Raw genomic sequence first — 19842 nt, 5'->3', positions numbered from 1 at the left:
AGAAGAAGCATATTTGGGATATATAGAGGCTTTGATAAATCTGATTCAATGTAAATTGTTATCACTGAAATAGATAACATTGTACTTTTTATAAGAAAAGAAATGGAATAATAAAAAAATATTTCGCATTATCGATATACCCGTTAGTCTAATAATGAGAGTGGTACTCCGGTTGCACAAACTTTAATAACCGGTGCATAACTCTCAGTAGTTGAAAGAAAGAACAAAGCAAATGCTCATACCTAACGCAAAAATAGATCACTGATAGAATGTAGTTCTTGAACTCAACACTTGAGGTTTCTCGTACCAAGTTAGGATATAAGGCTCTTTCTCAATTATAAGTATCAAGGCATATCTGGAGGTATACAATGAGAATTATTGATAACATAAAAAACAATCACAATCAAAGCATCCAATCAATACTTATTACAGCTGACCAAATGATTCTAGCAAGCCCCTTCTTAATTGAAGAATTTGATGAATTTGTTCATGACGTGGCAGAGTTGGGGGTGAAAAGCATTGTACTCCTAACGACGCTCAAAGACAATTCTCCTGACCTATTTAAAAAAGCAAATTCACTATATTCATTTTGTACTTCCTGTGTCCAAAACAGTATCAACTTTGAGGTTAGAGTTGACAACAAACTCCACGGTAAGATTTACATTGCTCTAAAGGATACTAGCCCAATAAAAGGCATAATTACGTCAGCCAACTTCACTGATAACGGTTTAAAATATAGCCATGAATGGGGTATTGAAATTGACGATAAAGATTTGCTTCAAAGTTTGATTATTGACCTGATGAAAGTAAGTACCGATCCCCTAACCAACAAGGAGATTGAATTGATCGTCAAGGCAATTGATGATTACTCAAAAGAGAACCCACCGATTCGAGAGCCAAAGCCTAAGCTCGAAATAACAAGGTACATAAACGATAAGATGAAGGTAGAGATACCAAAGGTAGCACGCACAGAGCAAATCGACCTCCCAGATGATACTAGATACTTCCTAAAGCCTGTAGGTTCTTCAGACTATCCATTTGATGAAACGAGAAAACTGAGTGAAACGATTCAGGAAATGCACTTTTCCAAACGTAAGCCTAATGCAGTACGCCCAGGAGACATCCTTATTTGTTATGGTGTAGGCACAACAAAGCTTTTAGGGTATTTCCGGGTCTTGAATGAACCGTTCCTTTTGCCTGATGAGAATACTAGATGGCCTTGGGCAGTTGATTCTGAAAACCTGAGTCCTAAATACAGTTTAGGTTGGTCATCATTTAATAACACTCTTTCAAGTGCTCAATCATCTTATGGTTACGACAAGGAACTCACATATGTAGGGGGCAGATCTCTAGGAGCTTTAAATTTCGGAGCCGATAAAATCAGGCTTAACGAGTCCTTTGCCCAACATTTAATCAATACTATTGAACAAGAAGTAAAATAATTGGGAGTATAATAGCGCATTTATTTTCAAGTTATTCATATACCCGTTATGCTAATAATGGGCAACTCTGAATTATGCATGTTATAGCAATAATGCGAAGTAGATTTGTTAGCACAACTTCAGAGTAAATACCTAACGAGGAGGATGATATTATGCACGAAGTTTTTTGCTTGCCTGCGATGGCTGAACTATGGAATCAGGTTGATAATACTTGGGGGAAGAGTCTTCCTGAAAACTCAATTTTTCATTACACAAATTCTGTACTTGCAGTAAAAAATATATTATCCGAGGGTGAATTATGGCTGTCAAAGTCAACAGTAATGAATGACTACTCTGAAATTGTATATGGTATTGAATTGGTTAGGAAAATGTTTATTGAACTGGCAGATGGTAATACTGAACTTTTACGCATTGCAAACAGTTTCTGTGAAAGTGCAACGAGCAACTTTTCTGACTACTATATTTTAAGCTTTTCTCAAAATGGGAATTCAAGACTTTTATGGGATAGCTACTCAAATAAAAATGGTTACAACATTGAATTTTCAAAGGAACTTATTTCTGACTTCATTGATGGGAAGCCCTATATTGTAAAAACTTTAGCCGGTTCAAAATTTATTGATAAACTAGAAGGCAGATGCGTTTTTATAAAAACTCATAAAGATGAATTTACTTTACCAGGTTTTTCATATGAAGTCTTTGCTAACTCGGTTTTGTATGATGCAGATAAGCAGAGGGAGCTTCTGCGCGAAGTAGTTGAGTATACAAAAGCAAAACAAACAGAGGGAAAAAATACAGATATTCAATTGGCTTTTAACGCTTTGATGCAGTCACTACCATTTCTAAAAGATTCGTCATTAAGAGATGAGGAAGAGTACCGCTTAGTAATCAAAATTACCTCCGTTCGCGAAGATGGGCGGGGCAAGAAACAGTATTTGCGAAATGTCCAGCAATATAGAGAAAAGGACAATATGCTGTTCCCATACATTATTTTAAAAATGAAATCAAGAACTTATATAAAAAGCGTTTCTCTCGGATACACAAATTGCAATACACTGTCAAAACAGACTATGGAAGATTTTGTATCGACACTATCTCAAGATATTGAAGTTAAGACACCAAACTATGCCCTTCGATGGTGAGTCCTAATCCCTTAGAAATATGAAAAAACCTGTTGCATATTATGTTTATGATGGATAAGCAACATATGAAAGTATGGAGGATTAAAAAATGATTAAAAATGGAAGACCTTACAGTATTGAAAACGGGCATGAAGACGCAGGCCTTATCACAGATCACTCGCAAGAAGAAATTGATCTTGTGCGCAATTGGATAGATGCAAATATTTACGCAAGGAGAACACCGTTGCCTGACTATACAAGTTATGGCATCAAACATATTTTACAAAGTGATACCGGTATATATTTGACTAATAACGAATTCAAAGATGCCATGCTCTTATGTGGCTATTCGCCAGTCAATCCAGATGAACTTAATTGGCACTACTGTATCAGTAAACGTTCCCCAGCATTCGATCAAAAGTCACGCAAACAGTGAGCAGCAGAAAGGAACAAATTTTTTATTTGCCGTGTTAAAGATATGGGTAATAACCCAAACTTGGAAGGAAATTATATTTCCATTATATTTATTACATAAAGCTAGTCCCATCTGTCAAACTTCACGTAAGGCTAATAATCGAATCTATCAATAAAAGATTTTGGGGAAATGAAATTAAGAATACTATTTCAAGATTGAAAAAGAGCACGACTAGTGCTCTTTTTGTATATTTATGCATCCGCTGTTTTGAGTCTCAAACTTTTTAAGAATGAGTCTCAAACTTTTTGAGAACAGTCTCAAACTTTTTGAGAACTCACAAAACTACAATATAACCCCACAAACCCTACTCTACCGTCACGCTCTTCGCCAAATTCCTCGGTTTATCGACATCGCACCCTCTGGCAACGGATACATAGTACGACAAAAGTTGTAGAGGAATGACTGTGAGAATCGGTGAAAGCTCCTCCATGGTCTCCGGAATATAGATCACATGATCAACTGATTTTGCCATGCTGGTATTTCCTGCGTAAGTTAAGCCGATCACTTTAGCATCCCGGGCTTTTACCTCTTTGACATTGGAGATAGTCTTTTCATACACATCCCGTTGGGTAGCTAACGCGATTACGGGTGTATTCTCCGTGATCAAGGCTAATGTGCCGTGTTTCAACTCGCCTGCCGCATAAGCTTCGGCGTGGATATAGGAGATTTCCTTCAGTTTTAGAGATCCTTCCATGGCGACAGCCCAGTCTAATGAACGACCAATGAAGAAGGTATTTTCCACTTTAGCAAACGACTTTGCTAATTCTTCAATTAGACCAGCCTGATTCAAAAGCTCCTGAACCTGAGCAGGAATTTTCTTCAGAGCAGTGATAATCTCCCCGATCTTCTCAGAGGGCAACGTTCCTTTGACCTGAGCGAGATAGAGTCCAAGTAAAATCATTCCTTCCAATTGAGTTGTATAGGCTTTCGTCGAAGCTACTGCAATCTCTGGGCCGGCCCAAGTAAAGATCACATCATGAGCTTCACGGGATACTGTGCTGCCTACCACGTTCGTGACCGCAACTACACGTGCACCGCGGTTTTTGGCTTCACGCAGGGCCGCTAAGGTATCGGCTGTTTCGCCAGACTGGCTCACGACCACAACTAGGGTATGCTTATCTACAAGAGGGGAACGATAGCGAAATTCAGAAGCAATATCTACTTCAACAGGCAGATATGCCCACCGTTCTATCAAGGTCTTACCAACCAATCCTGCATGCCAGGCTGTACCGCAAGCGACGATATAAACCTTGTTAATTTGGGCTAATTCTTCAAGCGTTAAATCTACTTCCTGAAGAATAATCTTATCTTCTTCCAAGCGTCCTAACATCGTGTCTTTTAGAGCTTTAGGTTGTTCATGGATTTCCTTGAGCATGAAGTGCTCATATCCGCCCTTCTCAGCAGCCACTGCATCCCACTTTACGTCGTAGACTTCTTTCGTACGAGAATTACCTACGAAGTCCGAGACCGTAACCCCGTCTTCTGTAATAACTACCATTTCGCCGTCATCTAGAATATAGACTTTACGAGTATAGTTTAAAATTGCTGTGATATCGCTAGCTACAAAAAACTCTCCTTCTCCGAGACCGACCACCATAGGACTGTCTTTGCGAGCAGCCACCAGCTTATTCGGGTCTTGGCGTCTTAAAACAACCATTGCATAGGACCCGCGGATCGTCTTTAGAACCTTGCGCACAGCTCCCTCGAAGTCTCCTTCATAGTAGTCTTCAAGTAAGTGGGCCAAAACCTCTGTGTCTGTTTCCGAGGCAAATTTATGCCCTTTTTCAATTAGCATATCTTTCAATTCCAAGTAATTTTCGATAATTCCATTGTGCACTACCACAAAATCCTGTTTGCAATCGCAATGAGGGTGAGCATTAACCTGAGAGGGTCGCCCATGTGTCGCCCACCGAGTGTGTCCAATCCCAATGCAAGATTGGGAATAAACCTGTCCTAGTTCTTCTTCTAAGGCTACTATCTTCCCTACACTTTTAGAAACCACTATTTTATCACAATCTAAGACGGCTACTCCTGCTGAATCATACCCTCTATACTCTAATTTCTTCAAACCGTCCACTAAAATGGGAATAGCCACCTGTTTTCCAATATATCCGACAATACCACACATATGTGTTTACCCCTCTCTCTCTGAAAATTAGTACCTACTATCTTTGTCCTCTTTATGTGCAAAACCTAAAGATCTTTCTTTTAAACGCTCCTTACAAAATATAAATAACAAAATACTCACCCTGCAAAGTTATCATACTTTTCATTCTAAACTTAATAATCTTCCCTTGGGCTCTAAAAAATAATAAAAGCCGACCTAAGTGGACGGCTTCGTTGATTCAGATTCTAGGCAACACAAGCAAGGGGGATCAAATTGAACACATCTTCCCCTTGTCTTGTCAGCTTAGCCTTTGTCCCGAAAATTACTCTTCGGTTTTAAGCAAGCTTTACGGTGACAAGCCACCGAGAGGGATCCGCCGAATCATTCGATAACCCTCTTCCTCGTCGACCTTAAATAAATAACTGCTAAGGTCCTGGCGCTTATATTATTGCCTGACTGGTTCAACTATTCATCCAAAAAGCATCCTTACTTACCTATCTACTACGTATAGCATCACCTTCTTTCCAAGTAATAGCTTAGCATGAGATAATATTGAGAACTCGTTAGTTCATGCGCCTCCCATTAGCTAATAATGCTTAATTAAGAAAGGCACATGAATAATTACAAGCAAAATTCAAAAGTTATCTACTGGTATTTTATTCATCACATTGCATAATAGTGTCAATAACCTCTTGGGCTAATTCTTTTAATTTTTGCTGATCCAGACCTTCAACCATCACTCGAATAAGAGACTCTGTTCCAGAGGGGCGAACTAATACTCTGCCTTGACCGTTGAGTATTTCTTTAACCTCATATACTTTGGCAAGCACTCTGGCATCTTTCATCAACCGTTCCTTATGTTGAACTCTAGCATTGAGGAGAACCTGAGGTAAACGTTGCATTTGAGAAGCGAGCGCGGATAGCGGAAGTTGTCGTTCCTTGATCACAGATAACAACTGAAGGGCAGTCAATAATCCATCCCCGGTCGTGTTGTTGTCGAGGAAAATTATATGACCAGACTGCTCTCCACCGAGCTGGGCACCGGTTCTGATTAATTCTTCCATGACATAGCGGTCCCCGACTTGTGTCTCATATATTTGGATTCCTGCCCCTTTTAGGGCAAGATGTAAGCCTAAGTTGCTCATGACGGTGACTACGACTGCATTCTGAGCTAATTTCTCCTTCGATTTTTGGGCTAAGGCACAAATTAGTATGATGAAATCCCCATCTAAGATAGTTCCTTGTTCATCTACCACAATGAGGCGGTCGGCATCTCCATCCATTGCTAATCCAAGATCTGCACCGTGTTCCAGAACTGCCTTTTGTAACCTTTCCGGATGTGTTGAACCACAAGCTGCATTAATATTTACTCCATCGGGTGTATTACAAATAGAGATTACCTCAACCCCAATCTCTTGTAATACCTTGGGACCGACAAACGATGCTGCTCCATTGGCACAATCTAAAACAACTTTAATCCCATCCAGACGGCCTACTGTCGACTTAAGAAAATCTTTATAACGCGATTCGGCATCGGTTACATCAATGACCCGTCCGATCTCCCCACCAATCGGGGTCTGCCAAGGCTTTTCTGTACTTACTACAATTCTTTCAATCTCATCTTCGACAGCATCTGGCAATTTATACCCTGTTGAATCAAAAAACTTAATTCCGTTATCTTGTACAGGATTATGAGACGCCGAAATTACGACGCCGGCACTAACATCAAGAGTACGCGTTAAGAGGGCGATTCCAGGCGTTGGTAATACCCCTACCCGCAAAACATCCGCTCCAACAGAGCAAATTCCAGAGATAAGTGCCGCTTCCAGCATATCTCCAGAGATCCTGGTATCTTTACCGATTATGATTCGGGGGTGTGGATGCTCCTTGCTAAGTACAAAAGCACCAGCTTGACCAAGCCGAAAAGCGAGATCGGGGGTCAGCTGGCTGTTCGCGACACCACGCACCCCATCAGTTCCAAAGAGTCGATTCAAATCGTTCCCTCCCTTCCTATCTAGTGTATTACTATTCTTGCAAAATGTTCTTAATCTTCAGCATCGTTATTCTTAATGATCAAAGTCAACTACATTAGTTTACTCTATAGGAGCAAATTGCGCCATAAGAAATTCGGCGATTCTTATCCCATCTACGGCAGCACTTGTAATTCCCCCGGCATATCCCGCTCCTTCACCTGCTGGATATAACCCTGCTAGGTTTAAGGATTCTCCCTGTGCATTTCTTACAATTCGGATGGGAGAGCTGGTTCTTGTCTCGATCCCGGTTAGAGTCGCCTTCTCTCCAGTAAATCCTTTTATTTGCCCATTGAAAACTCGAAGTGCTCGCTCTAATACATCTCCGACAGCATCCGGCAACACTTCATGTAGATCATACGATACAACGCCCGGTGAATAAGTAGGTATTAAATCAAAACTATTTGTGATACGCCGCTCCAAAAAGTCTATAACTCGTTGAGCCGGAGCCATGTAACTTGACCCGCCTGCAATAAACGCCTTATGTTCCCATGATCTTTGGAATTCCAGACCAGCTAGCGGATGCGCAGTGGGAAAATCATCCGCTCCAACAGTTACGACTATGGCACTGTTGGCAATCTTCGTATCTCGAGCATAGCCGCTCATACCGTTCGTAACAACCCCTCCCTCTTCAGAGGCAGCTGCCACAACCTTTCCTCCTGGGCACATACAAAAAGCATAAGCCCCTCGGCCTGTTCGCACATCCTTATAGGTCAGCTGATAGTCTGCTGGTCCGAGATGCGGGTGTTCCTCAACTCCATACTGGGACAGATTAATAAGCGACTGCGGGTGTTCAACCCGCAAACCAATAGCAAATGATTTCTTTTCCAAAGTAAGGTTCATGTCGTATAAGTATTTGTAAACATCCCTGGCACTGTGCCCAATAGCAAGTATGACTGCTTCAGCGGGGATTTCCTCTTCTCCGTTGACGATAATCTTTCTTAGACGGCCTAATGAGGTCTGTAATCCAGTTACTTTAGACCGAAAACGAACCTCTCCACCCAAAGACACAATTTCCTGCCGAAGTCTTTTGACTACATCTTTAAGTATGTCTGTCCCAATGTGCGGCTTGGCTAAATATAGAATTTCGGACGGGGCTCCATGCTTGACGAAGGTCTCTAAAACATCCGAAATCCGTCGATCTTGAATTCGTGTTGTGAGCTTTCCATCCGAGAATGTCCCGGCCCCGCCTTCACCGAACTGTACATTGCTCTCCGTATCTAACTTTCCGGCATCCCAAAATTCCTTGACTTTGAGTGTTCGTTCCTCGACTGAGTCACCCCGTTCCAGTACTAGCGGAGCATATCCCCTTCGAGCTAGGGTTAAGGCAGCAAAATATCCTGCCGGTCCAGCACCAATCACTACAGGCCGATGAATTAGACTATTAGTGGGCCTAGTCCATATAACGGAAACCTCAATAGGCGCTTCCTTTAATCCTGTAACCCGCGCTAAAATTCGATTCCCCTCAGTTCTAGGTACTTCAAGCGAGAATTGAATCGTATAAACGAAAACAAGATGAGGCTTTTTACGAGCATCCAAGGAACGCCGCAGGAAACGAAGACCGCTTATACTATGCTCTGGTACTTTTAGCTTGCGAGCCATCATAGTCGTTAAGAAGACATCCTCTTCTACAGGGATTCTCAAATTCGACCACACTAAATCCACGTATTTGTCCACTCCCAAGACTCCCACCATAGGAAGGAGTTCCATACTCTGCTTCCAACATCAGCTTTGCTGAACAAGTTCACTCTGGCTCTTTTTCCAAGATAGATTTAAGGTTATAGTTCACTTGCGGTGTAGTGGGCATTGTTACTCCCGGAGGGAGTTGCCAGAAAACTTTAACCGCTGTATAACTGCCGACTGCCTGACCAGAGGCATCTACCCAAAGCTGTATCTGGTCTGCTTTTACATCTTTTACGCTCTCAGAAAGACCTTCAATAACAATATCAACAGGAGGAATAGGCTGTTCTAGCTCTAGTCCATCTCCTATATTATGAATTCTAACCGCAACCTGTGAAATACTCTTTTGAATGGGTCCGGGGCTAATCTGAGCAATAACACTCAAGGTTGTCCCACTTAAAAAGGTAACTCCCGGCGGTAACGTTACTTGTTCGATTGGAATCTGAAAGGTTTTATTTTCTGCTAGATTACTAATGTCTACTGGTCCAATATTCACTGAGTCAAATTCTTTTAAAGCTTGAGGAGTACCTAAAACTTGTACACTAGCCGGAGAAGAGACTAACTCCCGAAGTTCCATTCCTGGGGCCGGTGTCCCAGTGCTGGTAACTTTCAACGGAATCATCTTTGAAGAAAGTTCCCTCGCTATGATTGGAGCAATCACATCCACACTGCTCGGATAGGCACTTAAAATATCCAAGCCCGGGTTCGGTCCAAAAATTGGCTTACCCTCTTTATCTCGAAAACTTACTGGTCGAGAAACCTGAACCGTCTCATTAGCTCCTGTTACACTGACTTCCACAATCACTTTGTCTAGAGTACCCACCATAGAACTGGGTCCGCGTACATTGACTGCCGAAGGTTTAATAATAAGGTTGCCCACTTGATAATCAGTCGCAGGGGTACCTGAAATAATGGCTTGAACTGGAACCGTCTTCTCTTGGACAGAATCTAGCTTTAATTTAATATTGGCTGGTTGAAGGTCAACGACATTAGTTCCTTGGGGCGCATTTACTTTAATGCCATAAGTACTTTCCCCAGGCACTCCGTCGGAAAGATCAACCACCGCATAGATATTTTTAATATTAGCACTGGGATTAATCCCTTGAAAACGAACAAGAACTAAAGGAAGCTGGGTCATAACAACCATATCTTGATTCAATCCGCTGACTACAAGCGGAATAGTCAGAGTCTGCTCAGGGAGTAGCTTATCAGGTGTTTCTTGGTTAAGCACAAATAACCAAAATATGATTGCAAATAAGAACGAAACCACCTTGACGCCGAGGTTTCGCCGAAGTATCTCCAGCATGGCTACCACCTCCAAAATGGAATGACTGATGATGAGATAGTTTTAACATCAAGTTCCCTCAGCAATAATTCCTGTAATGTTTTTTCATCTGTGAAACGAGTCAAGGTACCATCTATCCCAATCGATATAGCCCCGGTTTCCTCCGAGACAACGAGAGCCAAGGAGTCCGTAATTTCTGTCAACCCCAATGCCGCTCTGTGACGTGTTCCCAATTCCTTGTTAATATTGGGATTTTCGGATAATGGGAGAAAACACCCCGCAGCGGCCACACGATCTCGCCGAATAATCACTGCCCCATCATGGAGCGGAGTATTCGGAATAAAGATATTAACTAGAAACTCAGATGATACCATGCCATCAATCTTGATTCCCGTTTCTACAAAATCTTGAACTCCTGTTTGTCGTTCAAGCACAATCAAAGCCCCAATCCGATTCTTGGAAAGGACTTGTGTACAACGTACTAATTCCTCTACGACTTGTTCTAAGGTATCCACGCCCGGTGCTGATGGATGACGAGTAAAAAACCTTCCTCGTCCCAATTGCTCTAAAGCCTTTCTTAGTTCGGGCTGAAAAACAACAGGAATGGCTATGACAAACATCTGAATGAGTTTATCTAACAACCAAGTGATGCTTGTTAGATCAAAAAATTTCGCCAGCAAGAATACGACTAAAAGGACCATTACTCCTTTAACCAACTGAACAGCACGCGTGCGTTTAATGAGCATATAAAACTGGTAGAAGACCACTGCCACAACAATGATATCAATAGCGCTACGCAGTCCAAAGTTACGAAATTGTGATAAGAATTCGGCCATGGTCCTCCCCCGTTTCTAATGTCTCAAATCTGCGAAAGAGAGTGTTTACTCTCTCAGTTAAATTCTCCATTTGTGCAAAAAGTCCTTGCCCTTTTAAAATTTTTTTTAATCAGTGATTCCCATGCCTGCTAGAATTCCAAAACACCCCGTTAACATCATATCCCCATAGGGTGCCGCTTCATACCAGTGAAGGGATTTTGCCATACTTCTTCTGGGGCCAGTAACCACAACAAAATCCCAGCCTGGGCTCATTTCAGGGTGAATGGTCGCTCCATGCCCTCCTTGCTCATAGATCTCAGCATTGGTTAATTCAGTTAATTGAAACTGTTTAATAAGATGAGCAAGAGATTCTGGATTGAGCATACTAGTGTGTTGTTCGAATATTCCATACACCCGCTCACCACGAATAGCGGCGGCAAGAGTATGTGAATTTCCTATATTAACAGCTAAGATTCCTTGATCCAAGTGAGGTTTCACATAGTGATCAGCCATGATTCCCAAGAGCGCCGCTGTCCCGGTATCTGTCAGGACTGCCTCCGGAATAATCTCTCGAACTGCACGCATTCTGGTATATACCTCTGGAATATCCTGAGTGAAAACTAGCTTTCGCAAGTCTCCCCCCTGCATAACGAAGTCTTCCCAAAGTCGAAACCGAAGAGTTCGATTACTCTCGGATATGCTAAATCCATGATCTTGGACTGCAACCGCTGCTTTTAATGGATAGTTAAGACTGAATGCTTCAAGCGCTTGTCGCAAAGAGGATGTGTCAACATCTCCCAGCCAAATAGGAGTTGCCGATTCTGGAGCTTCTTCGCAAAGCTCGATTCCCATTCCCTCAGCTATGGCCAGATTGTCATTAAAGGTCACTGCCGCTTGAGCAGTTGCATAAGCCTTGAGACCTGCGGCTACATGCTTTTTCAGTGCCGCAGAGCTTGCTCCTCCACCCATCAAATACCCATGCAGAAAGATTCTCTCTCCTCGATCCGTAGCTTTGCGAATTTTGGCTGCTACAATTTGGGTCCGACTGGGAACAATAAACTTCGGACAGTTTTCCAAATTCTTCCCCGGCTGATATATAAGAATATCCTGGGTGCCTGATCCCACATCAATTATTAGAGCACTTTCTGCCATTTATTAACACCCTCCGCCCAAATACATAATTCTTAATCTAATTCAAGATCGACAATCCAGTATTAGCATACCCCGGTATTTACTTTAGCAGTTTTCTCCCCAGCCAAGGTTTAAAGAGCTTTACTGCATGATATGGACAAAGCTCCTGACAGCAAAAACAACGTATACAAGCTTGCAAATCAACCACCGGCCGCTGATTCTCATCCATTTTCAATGCTTTCGGCGGACAATTATTGACACAGTCTCTGCACCCTGCACACTTCTCGTGCTCAAACATTGGAAAAGGTCGTACACGGTTAACTGCAAAGTTCTTTACACTTTGCGGCAAAGGGACCATATCCAGAAAATTAGTGGATACTGCTTTAGGGATTAGAAAATTTTCAATTCGCCAAAGGGAACGCGGGTCCCCTCTCAATTCCAATTCATTGAGTCGACTTGTAAGACCTCGTGAACGTGCTGCCATCAGAGTGGGAACCTTTTCAGGCTTTAAGCCAATTAGATCGGAAGCTACAACATCTAAGGCGAAAGGGTCAGTACTCATAATCAGCGCTCCGATGTTTCGTGGTTTACCTGATGAGGGTCCATCCCCTTCCATCCCCATAACCCCATCCATGATACTTAGGGCCGGATTTACCCAAATAGCAATGTCTGCCAAGAGATCTGCAAAATCCGAGATTTTAAACATCTTTAGATGATATTCAGCTTTTAAGAGTCCAGGTATCACCCCGAACAGAACTTTAACTGCACCTGTGAAGGTCATCATAGCATGTGTTTTAAGCTTTGAGACAGGCATAACTACATCCGCGTTCAAAACGCAGTTTGTAACGATTAAACTCTTAACAATTTTTCCTTCTGGATACTGGATCGTTGTTTGTCCAATATCTTCGTTTAGAATTGCGCCAGTCCGCTCTGCAACCTCACGCAACCCCGATTTTGCATAGATCGTTTGCAATGCATTTACTGTATAGGGCCCGCCTGGGCTATCCCCTATAATAGGTATCCCACCCGCCTCCTGAACGAGGCGAACCACGGCTTCAACAACGCTGGGGTGGGTTGTAACAGCTTCTTCTGGCCGTTTTTTCATGAGAAGATTTACTTTAAGCAAAATTCTTTGCCCAGGCTTCACAAAGGTAGACATTCCGCCCCATTCCCTTAGTCCTTCCCTCAAACTCTTTTCTACATCCGCTGTATAGTCTGGGCAAAATTTTAGTACTACCTTCTCTTTCACTTAAGAATCCACCCTCTCCAAATCTGCAAGGATATCCTCACCACGTCCAGGAAAGACACTTAATTCAAAATCACATTGAAAATACTCTCGGCTATAATAATTTTCCTTTATTCGTTCATCCATTGTCTCAAATTTCTGTTGAGAGAACAATTGAGTTCGATGCTCAATGATTGCCTTCTTTTTCTTCTCAGCCCATTGTTTGATCGAGATAATATAGTCAATTTCCTGTAATACATCCTCCGAAAGCCTCCATCCGGACTGAACATAGCAAAGTCGAGGCAAAATATACGGGGTTCCCCATTCTGGCTCTATGAGTTCTTTGGCCAGTCGAATGGCAGCCTTCGTAAAGTAATGGATCGCCCGATGGTCGCGGTGTCCCGAGGCACCGTCTGCTCCAAAGGTAATCACAACTTGGGGACCAATTTTACGTATAACTCGAACAAGCTTCTCTACTATTTCCAGGGGCGAAGAGAGTGGAACTTCTTTATCTTTATATCCTAGAAAGATGACCTCAGCAATCCCCAAGACGTCTGCAGCACGCCGAAGTTCTTGCTCGCGAACTAATCCGAGTTCTTCCGGTTTACAAATCCCTGCCGCTTTACCGGCCTCTCCTTTGGTCGCAACCACTAGGGTAATCCTTATCCCTTGTTCGGCGTATTTAGCAATCGTTCCGCCTAAGGCAAAGGATTCATCGTCAGGATGAGCAAAGATGAGTAGCATCTCATTTGCCATACTTATATTTCACCCTTTCTTTTCCGTTATTCCAGTAACCTTGAACAGGAGTTTAACTTATGTAAATCAACTACGTAAATAATTAATTACTAGTTAGTATTTGTTTATTATAGCGCTTTTTATTGCTCGAGGGAAATTATAAGAGGCTAAAAGGTCTGGTGTCCCTTCTATAATATACCAGTTCCAGGAGGCAACTTCACATGGTATACTGCAGTTGTCTCGAATATACAAGCACAAGGAGGTACATAAGTGAAAAAAGCAACAAAAGTACTAATGGGAATTCAAATCGGGGTGCTGATGACGACAGTAGCTTTACCGGTCCAAGCTGCTCTGATTATTGGCGCTCCTCGTCAATTATCAGGCTCCGTTATTACGCTGAAATATTCTGCGCCTTTAACTACTCCGGTTCCAGCTCCAGCTCCAATCGTCGTTTCATCCCCAACTCATGTCAATATTGGACCGTTAGCATCCAACCAGAGTGGAAATGTTATTTCCCTGAAAAATTATCAACAAATAAGCCCCGTTCCAGCTACTCCTACTCCTACTCCTACTCCCGCACCTGTTCCTCCAACTAATCAAACAGGCAACTCAATCCCTCCTGTCTCAGCATTAACGGCTGACGAGCAACTCATGGTGGACACGATCAATCAGGAACGGATTGCCGCCGGTTTAAATCCGGTAATTGCAGACCTCCGCTTAACTGCTGTGGGGAGAGCTAAGGCAAACGATATGAAAGTTAACAACTACTTTAGTCATACCTCTCCAACCTACGGCAGCCCCTGGGCCATGATGCAGCAAGCAGGCATTACAGTACGTTGGGCTGGAGAAAACATTTCCGGCAATAAATCCGTACCAGGTTCAATGGCCGCACTTATGCAAAGCCCGGGTCATAAAGCTAATATCCTAGATCCCCGCTTTACACATGTGGGCGTTGGAATAGCCTATGGAAGTGCGTATGGGAACCTTTATGTTCAGGAATTTTTACAACAGTAATTTATAAAGGGAGTGTCGCAAAACTACTTTTCTAGTAGTCAGCGGCACTCCCTTCGATTTTTGTTTCAGGCTTACATTATTATGTTCTTAATAATGTAAGCCTGGCTAGAACTTCCTGAAATCTTTATCGCTCAATACAATTTTCCATCTACGATCATTTCAGCAATGTCCACATTTTCCTTCTTGATCAAAGATGTTATCTTATGTTTATCCTGTCCTTCTATTAGTTTTTGGGCTGCTAAAGAGCTTTTCATATATTTTACGATTTCCACATCAAGCTCCTGGTTCTTTTAACTTAACATCCAAGTTCTTTGCACTCTCAAATACATTCAGAGTTCGATAACTGCTAGCAATACCTTTTATATTGTGTACAGCTTTTTTAGTCCTCCAACTTTTTCATCGCTTAAAAGTCTATTAACTGCTTCTTTCTCTTTTTTATCTCACCTACGAAAATCATATACAATTCTTTTAGCGCCTCAAGATCCAGACCCATGTCTTCTTTAAACCCGGCTATATCCACTATTCTCTGCCTCATTAATTGAATTTCCTTTTTTCATCTCTATTTAAATAGCCTTGGAAACAGCTCCATATTTCATAGAAAGTATTTATTAATCCAATATACTTAACGACCCATTAGGATTTTTATAACTTTTCTACTCACATTTTGTTTCATGTATTCTTGTGGAGGCTTCCAATCATACCCCTGGCTTAAAACCGTTTTTACTGCTCGCGAGATGTCTGCTGGTTCGCAACCAGCAATTAAGTTACTTCCAGCCTCTATTGTTTCCGGCCGCTCAGTCACATCCCTTAACGTAACATTTGGAACTTTATAGAGACAACATTCCTCTTGAACTGTTCCGCTATCACTGAGAACACAGAAGGCATTTTGCTCTAAAGAAACAAAATCAAATAGCCCTAACGGTTCTACGACCTGAATTCCAACTCCCTCAAGAGTCTTACTTTGTTTCTCCAATTGAGAACGGGTACGAGGATGCAGACAGCAAATAAGCGGCATCTCATATTCTGCATATAATTTATGCAAAGCAGTTATGAATTTGGTCAAGCGTTCTTGGTCATCCACATTTTCGGCACGGTGCAACGTCACTAGGAAGTAGTCTTTATGGCTGACCCCCATCGTGTGTAGAACTCTGCTTTTTTCAATTTTGTCTGCATAATAACCGAGAACCTCGCCAATTGGGTTCCCAGTTACATAAATGCATTTTCCGTCGATCCCTTCCTTCAATAGATTGAATCGACTTCGTTCCGTGTAAGGCATTAAAATATCACTGCAATGATCGATTACCCGACGATTGACTTCCTCTGGCACCTGGTCATCATAACAGCGGTTACCCGCCTCCATGTGGTAAACCGGAATGCGCAGCCGTTTGGCAGCCATCGCCGCCAAAGCACTGTTAGTATCCCCTAAAATAAGCAAGCGATCAGGCTTCTCTTTGAGCATTACCTGTTCACACTTGCGAAGTATCTCACCGATTTGCCCCATTAAGCTCAATGATTCGCAATTTAATACGTAGTCCGGAGATCGCAATTCTAAATCAGAAAAAAATATATCATTTAAAGTACGGTCGAAGTTCTGCCCGGTATGCACGAAGATATGGTCACAAAGTTGATCTAAGAGAGGAATAATTTGGCTTAAGCGAATGATTTCCGGACGAGTACCTAATATTGTCATAATCTTCATCACAGAATTCCCCTTCGGTATAAAACAATTAATTGAGACAAAACAAGTTTTTCTTGCCCTTTACTATGCAAATCCTCAGTTTAGATCCCAAGATTTACGATAGTTTTGACCACATTATTATTTCCGTCGATGACTGAAACATTGTTGCTGATATGATTTGTAATATAGATTAGGTTTGTTGTTGGATTCACGTTCACTCCTTTTGGAGATGCCCCTACCATAATGGTTGCTATAACAACATGGGTAAATCCGTCAATAACTGAGACACTATGACTCCCCCAGTTCGTTACATATATCTTGTTGGTTATCGGATTTACCCCGAGGCCTACCGGATTGGAACCCACAGAAATGGTGGTAATGACCGCATTAGAGTTCCCGTCAATGACTGAGATATTATTGCTGCCAAAGTTTGCCACGTAAATTTTATTTGTTGCTGGATTCACACCTATACCGAGGGGTCCCGAACCCATTATTACGTTTCCTATGCAGGTATTGGAGATTCCGTCAATGACTGAGACATTGTTGCTGCTAGAGTTTAGTACGTAAACTCGGTTCAAGGCGGTGGGAATCGTCATTTTCGACGCCTCCGCCACAACTCCTTCCATGCCTGGTAAAAGTTGTGCTGGTAGCATATTATAAACTGCTGTAAGATTTTCAACGTCATCCTTCCCCCGAACTGAGATTTCTACAGCATCAGAGCTAGAGATAAATTGGAATTCAAAGACATCAAAATTGGCGTAATAGCTATTATTTGAAACTTTCCCAGGTGCCACAGTTAATAAATCTAAAACGTACTCTTTCTTAGCCGTTCCAGTCCAATAAAATCCACTGATTCGAACAGTAGCACCTACTAGGTCAGCATTAGAAATTGTCACTAAGAGCGTCGTACAGGGTCGCACACCAGAAACTCCTGTATTCTCGATCAATCCGGTTGTTAACGAAGCCATTATATGCCTCCTTACTATTGATAACTCAGGATACCAATTGTAAAACACTATTTTCCTCTTCAGTTACCACCTTAATAATTATGCTGGTCAGTAGTTTCTTTAACACTCTCTAATTCGATAAACAATCAACTAGATGGTCTTTAAGTTATATAGTATATGTTTAAAGTAATGTTAAAGTGAACGTATTTTTGGCACTCTCCGTATGTCCTGCTTAAAATACATTCGACAAGCCTAGGATAAGAAAATCAAAACACCTCATGCTATTTGGTAAATTACCAGATAAATGGATTTCTAACCTAATTCAACAATCCTTGGTTGTATAAATAGGTCTATAATTAAAAATTATTTTATTATAGACCTTTAATTTAATAAATATAATTATTTAAATTCTGATTAAAAATTAGCAATAGCTTTTTAAACAATCATTACCTTTAAAAAAATTTTTAAACGTTAACGTTTCCTTGTAAATCGAAAGCAGCCAGAGTCATTCCTACAGGAGCATCGCTTGCATAGCCTACCGGGAAATTTGGATCAACCGTATCTGTCGGTCTCCCCCACGGCAAGGCAATATCGAAGGTGTTATCATACACTTGAATTTGACCTGGAGCAGGCACAAAGCTACCACCTGCCCCGCTGTAATATACTGCAAGTCGCTCAATATTTGGATTAACAATCGAATTATCTTCAATAAGAATTTCTTCCATTAATGAATAATCTACTCGGGAAAATAATATGACTGAGCTTCCGGAACGATCTTCGTGGTCGATGTCATTATTTTGAATTACTAAGCTTGTCGGTCCTGCAAGGTGTGGGAAGAAGTTCACAAACTGGGTAAATCTCGTCATTGTATTGCCAGTGACAATAATGTCACCAGAGGTTGTATAAGATACTAAATTTGGTTCCACTACTATCGCCCCGAGACTCGTGCTGTTACCTTGGAAGGTATTGTTTTGAATAGTTGTGGTTCCCCTAACAAGCTGTAACCTTAGCGACTGGGTATTATTGGCATTATGAATAAATCCTGTATCCTCAATTGTCATATCCTGAGCAAAAATATACCCACTTCGCACTGTACCCTCTATGATGCTGGAACGAAGATTAAAATTGTCGTACAGGTCAATTGGGCTCGATGATTTTAAAACAACTCTAAACACAGCATTATCCGCTGTAAGAGTCCTGTTACTTATTAAATGCAAACTTTCAATCGTAACATTATCTGCAACAATCTGAAGACCATCTAAAGTCACTGAGGGATCAAACACTATTTGCGGAAGAGGATCAGATTCTCCTAATAACGTTAACGGCTTAGTAATTACAATCTGAGTAGCGACATTGTACGTACCACCTAATACGTGGACAGTACCTCCTTCTTCCACAGCTGCCATTCCTTCTTCAATAGTTCCAAAGGGATTAGCCATGCTCCCGTCTCCATTAATGGCACCAGCTTGAACCCAAATATTCTCCGGATCAACAATATTATCAACAAAATAATCTAAGGCTTCCTGTACACTTGCAACTGTGAAATATCCAAAAACAGGACGGTTATTTAAAATTGAATCTAATACTTGATTCTGTAAATTTTCACTTAACGTATCATAGGTTGTAAGATCTAATCCAAGTAGAGGATCTTCAATAGCTGCACGCATTTCCACTGTTGTCTCAGCATCATTCACAGCTTCCAGCGCTGGAGTAATTAGAGGTAGTTCACTTAGCTTTAAAAGCATAATAGAAGCATTTACATTGGGTTGAGTTCCTCCTGCTGTATCTTGCAAATTTACAGGAGTCAAACTGGTATGATTCCTAACGTTTAAGGTATCTCCTGCCTCTGCGGAAATTATGACCATTCCAGGGTTAGGTTGAGTTACATCACCTGAACCATAAATACTTCCTGAAATTTCCACACCGTTTTGGAAGAGAGTAAATTGGTTAGCTTCCGCCCCAGCAACAATAAACCAGACTGCATAAATCCCAGAACTTGTAATAGCAACTTCGCCAGTACCTACTATATGATTTGGACCAAATAGAGCCCCATTTGTACTAAACGTAAGGTCTCCTTCTATCGGCACTGCTTGTTCCCCAGTGTTAAAGACATAGGCATACTCAACGGTTAAAGCTGCTCCTGTAGCTCCTGTAGCTCCA

At 41.7% G+C, this 19842-nt stretch carries 16 protein-coding genes and 1 pseudogene; 4 read left to right on the top strand and 13 right to left on the bottom strand.

Annotated elements, in window-relative coordinates:
- Positions 1–368: 368 nt before the first annotated feature.
- From LJE72_RS21735 to LJE72_RS21725, 3 genes are all read left to right on the top strand, one after another.
- Positions 369–1442: a restriction endonuclease PLD domain-containing protein gene (locus tag LJE72_RS21735; protein WP_229250080.1), complete on the top strand. Its 1074-nt coding sequence runs from the start codon at positions 369–371 to the stop codon at positions 1440–1442.
- A gap of 152 nt (positions 1443–1594) precedes the next feature.
- A complete protein-coding gene (locus LJE72_RS21730) occupies positions 1595–2581 on the top strand; it encodes a DUF2971 domain-containing protein (protein ID WP_229250079.1) in 987 nt (328 codons plus the stop codon).
- 88 nt (positions 2582–2669) lie between these two features.
- The gene (locus LJE72_RS21725; protein WP_229250078.1) at positions 2670–2996 is read left to right on the top strand and encodes a hypothetical protein; all 327 of its coding nucleotides are present in this window, start codon (positions 2670–2672) and stop codon (positions 2994–2996) included.
- Between the two features lie 343 nt (positions 2997–3339).
- Here LJE72_RS21725 and glmS read toward each other — a convergent pair whose 3' ends face one another.
- The 8 genes from glmS to LJE72_RS21685 form a co-directional block, all read right to left on the bottom strand.
- Entirely contained in the window at positions 3340–5163 is a 1824-nt protein-coding gene (glmS, locus tag LJE72_RS21720; protein WP_229250077.1) for a glutamine--fructose-6-phosphate transaminase (isomerizing), read from the bottom strand.
- A gap of 635 nt (positions 5164–5798) precedes the next feature.
- Positions 5799–7136 (bottom strand): phosphoglucosamine mutase, encoded by a 1338-nt coding sequence (gene glmM, locus LJE72_RS21715; RefSeq protein WP_229250076.1) that lies wholly within the window; start codon positions 7134–7136, stop codon positions 5799–5801.
- 99 nt (positions 7137–7235) lie between these two features.
- Positions 7236–8837: an NAD(P)/FAD-dependent oxidoreductase gene (locus LJE72_RS21710; protein WP_229250085.1), complete on the bottom strand. Its 1602-nt coding sequence runs from the start codon at positions 8835–8837 to the stop codon at positions 7236–7238.
- 79 nt (positions 8838–8916) lie between these two features.
- Positions 8917–10158: a CdaR family protein gene (locus LJE72_RS21705; protein WP_229250075.1), complete on the bottom strand. Its 1242-nt coding sequence runs from the start codon at positions 10156–10158 to the stop codon at positions 8917–8919.
- A 2-nt stretch (positions 10159–10160) separates the two neighbouring features.
- Positions 10161–10973 (bottom strand): diadenylate cyclase CdaA, encoded by an 813-nt coding sequence (gene cdaA, locus LJE72_RS21700; RefSeq protein ID WP_229250074.1) that lies wholly within the window; start codon positions 10971–10973, stop codon positions 10161–10163.
- A 105-nt stretch (positions 10974–11078) separates the two neighbouring features.
- On the bottom strand, positions 11079–12104 hold the full coding sequence (locus LJE72_RS21695; protein ID WP_229250073.1) for a DUF1786 domain-containing protein: 1026 nt from the start codon (positions 12102–12104) through the stop codon (positions 11079–11081).
- Positions 12105–12183: 79 nt separating this feature from the next.
- Entirely contained in the window at positions 12184–13332 is a 1149-nt protein-coding gene (locus LJE72_RS21690) for a DUF362 domain-containing protein (protein ID WP_229250072.1), read from the bottom strand.
- Positions 13333–14064, bottom strand: a complete 732-nt coding sequence (locus LJE72_RS21685; RefSeq protein ID WP_229250071.1) for a PIG-L deacetylase family protein — start codon at positions 14062–14064, stop codon at positions 13333–13335. It abuts the gene before it with no gap.
- 249 nt (positions 14065–14313) lie between these two features.
- On the opposite strand from LJE72_RS21685, the gene LJE72_RS21680 reads away from it, so the two are divergent.
- A complete protein-coding gene (locus LJE72_RS21680) occupies positions 14314–15057 on the top strand; it encodes a CAP domain-containing protein (RefSeq protein WP_229250070.1) in 744 nt (247 codons plus the stop codon).
- 131 nt (positions 15058–15188) lie between these two features.
- On the opposite strand, the gene LJE72_RS21675 is transcribed toward LJE72_RS21680, so the two are convergent.
- The 5 genes and pseudogenes from LJE72_RS21675 to LJE72_RS21660 form a co-directional block, all read right to left on the bottom strand.
- Complete coding sequence (locus LJE72_RS21675; RefSeq protein WP_229250069.1) at positions 15189–15329, bottom strand: hypothetical protein; 141 nt, start codon at positions 15327–15329, stop codon at positions 15189–15191.
- A 131-nt stretch (positions 15330–15460) separates the two neighbouring features.
- The gene (locus LJE72_RS26360; RefSeq protein ID WP_282437942.1) at positions 15461–15592 is read right to left on the bottom strand and encodes a hypothetical protein; all 132 of its coding nucleotides are present in this window, start codon (positions 15590–15592) and stop codon (positions 15461–15463) included.
- An 87-nt stretch (positions 15593–15679) separates the two neighbouring features.
- A complete protein-coding gene (wecB, locus tag LJE72_RS21670; protein ID WP_229250068.1) occupies positions 15680–16756 on the bottom strand; it encodes a non-hydrolyzing UDP-N-acetylglucosamine 2-epimerase in 1077 nt (358 codons plus the stop codon).
- Between the two features lie 80 nt (positions 16757–16836).
- Positions 16837–17703 (bottom strand): YncE family protein, encoded by an 867-nt coding sequence (locus LJE72_RS21665; RefSeq protein ID WP_229250067.1) that lies wholly within the window; start codon positions 17701–17703, stop codon positions 16837–16839.
- A 443-nt stretch (positions 17704–18146) separates the two neighbouring features.
- A pseudogene (locus LJE72_RS21660) lies at positions 18147–19842 on the bottom strand (hypothetical protein); the annotation flags it as partial.

The organism is Desulfosporosinus shakirovi, assembly GCF_020595055.1.
Taxonomy (GTDB): domain Bacteria; phylum Bacillota; class Desulfitobacteriia; order Desulfitobacteriales; family Desulfitobacteriaceae; genus Desulfosporosinus; species Desulfosporosinus shakirovi.
Note: the sequence above shows the minus strand (reverse complement) of the source record. Positions and strands in the feature narration are given on the sequence as shown.

Coding starts and splice junctions, on each gene's coding strand:
- LJE72_RS21695 (WP_229250073.1), bottom strand. CDS start 12,104: ATGGCAGAAAGTGCTCTAATAATTGATGTGGGATCAGGCACCCAGGAT.
- LJE72_RS21685 (WP_229250071.1), bottom strand. CDS start 14,064: ATGGCAAATGAGATGCTACTCATCTTTGCTCATCCTGACGATGAATCC.
- LJE72_RS21730 (WP_229250079.1), top strand. CDS start 1,595: ATGCACGAAGTTTTTTGCTTGCCTGCGATGGCTGAACTATGGAATCAG.
- glmS (WP_229250077.1), bottom strand. CDS start 5,163: ATGTGTGGTATTGTCGGATATATTGGAAAACAGGTGGCTATTCCCATT.
- LJE72_RS26360 (WP_282437942.1), bottom strand. CDS start 15,592: ATGAGGCAGAGAATAGTGGATATAGCCGGGTTTAAAGAAGACATGGGT.
- LJE72_RS21725 (WP_229250078.1), top strand. CDS start 2,670: ATGATTAAAAATGGAAGACCTTACAGTATTGAAAACGGGCATGAAGAC.
- cdaA (WP_229250074.1), bottom strand. CDS start 10,973: ATGGCCGAATTCTTATCACAATTTCGTAACTTTGGACTGCGTAGCGCT.
- wecB (WP_229250068.1), bottom strand. CDS start 16,756: ATGAAGATTATGACAATATTAGGTACTCGTCCGGAAATCATTCGCTTA.
- LJE72_RS21705 (WP_229250075.1), bottom strand. CDS start 10,158: ATGCTGGAGATACTTCGGCGAAACCTCGGCGTCAAGGTGGTTTCGTTC.
- LJE72_RS21665 (WP_229250067.1), bottom strand. CDS start 17,703: ATGGCTTCGTTAACAACCGGATTGATCGAGAATACAGGAGTTTCTGGT.
- LJE72_RS21735 (WP_229250080.1), top strand. CDS start 369: ATGAGAATTATTGATAACATAAAAAACAATCACAATCAAAGCATCCAA.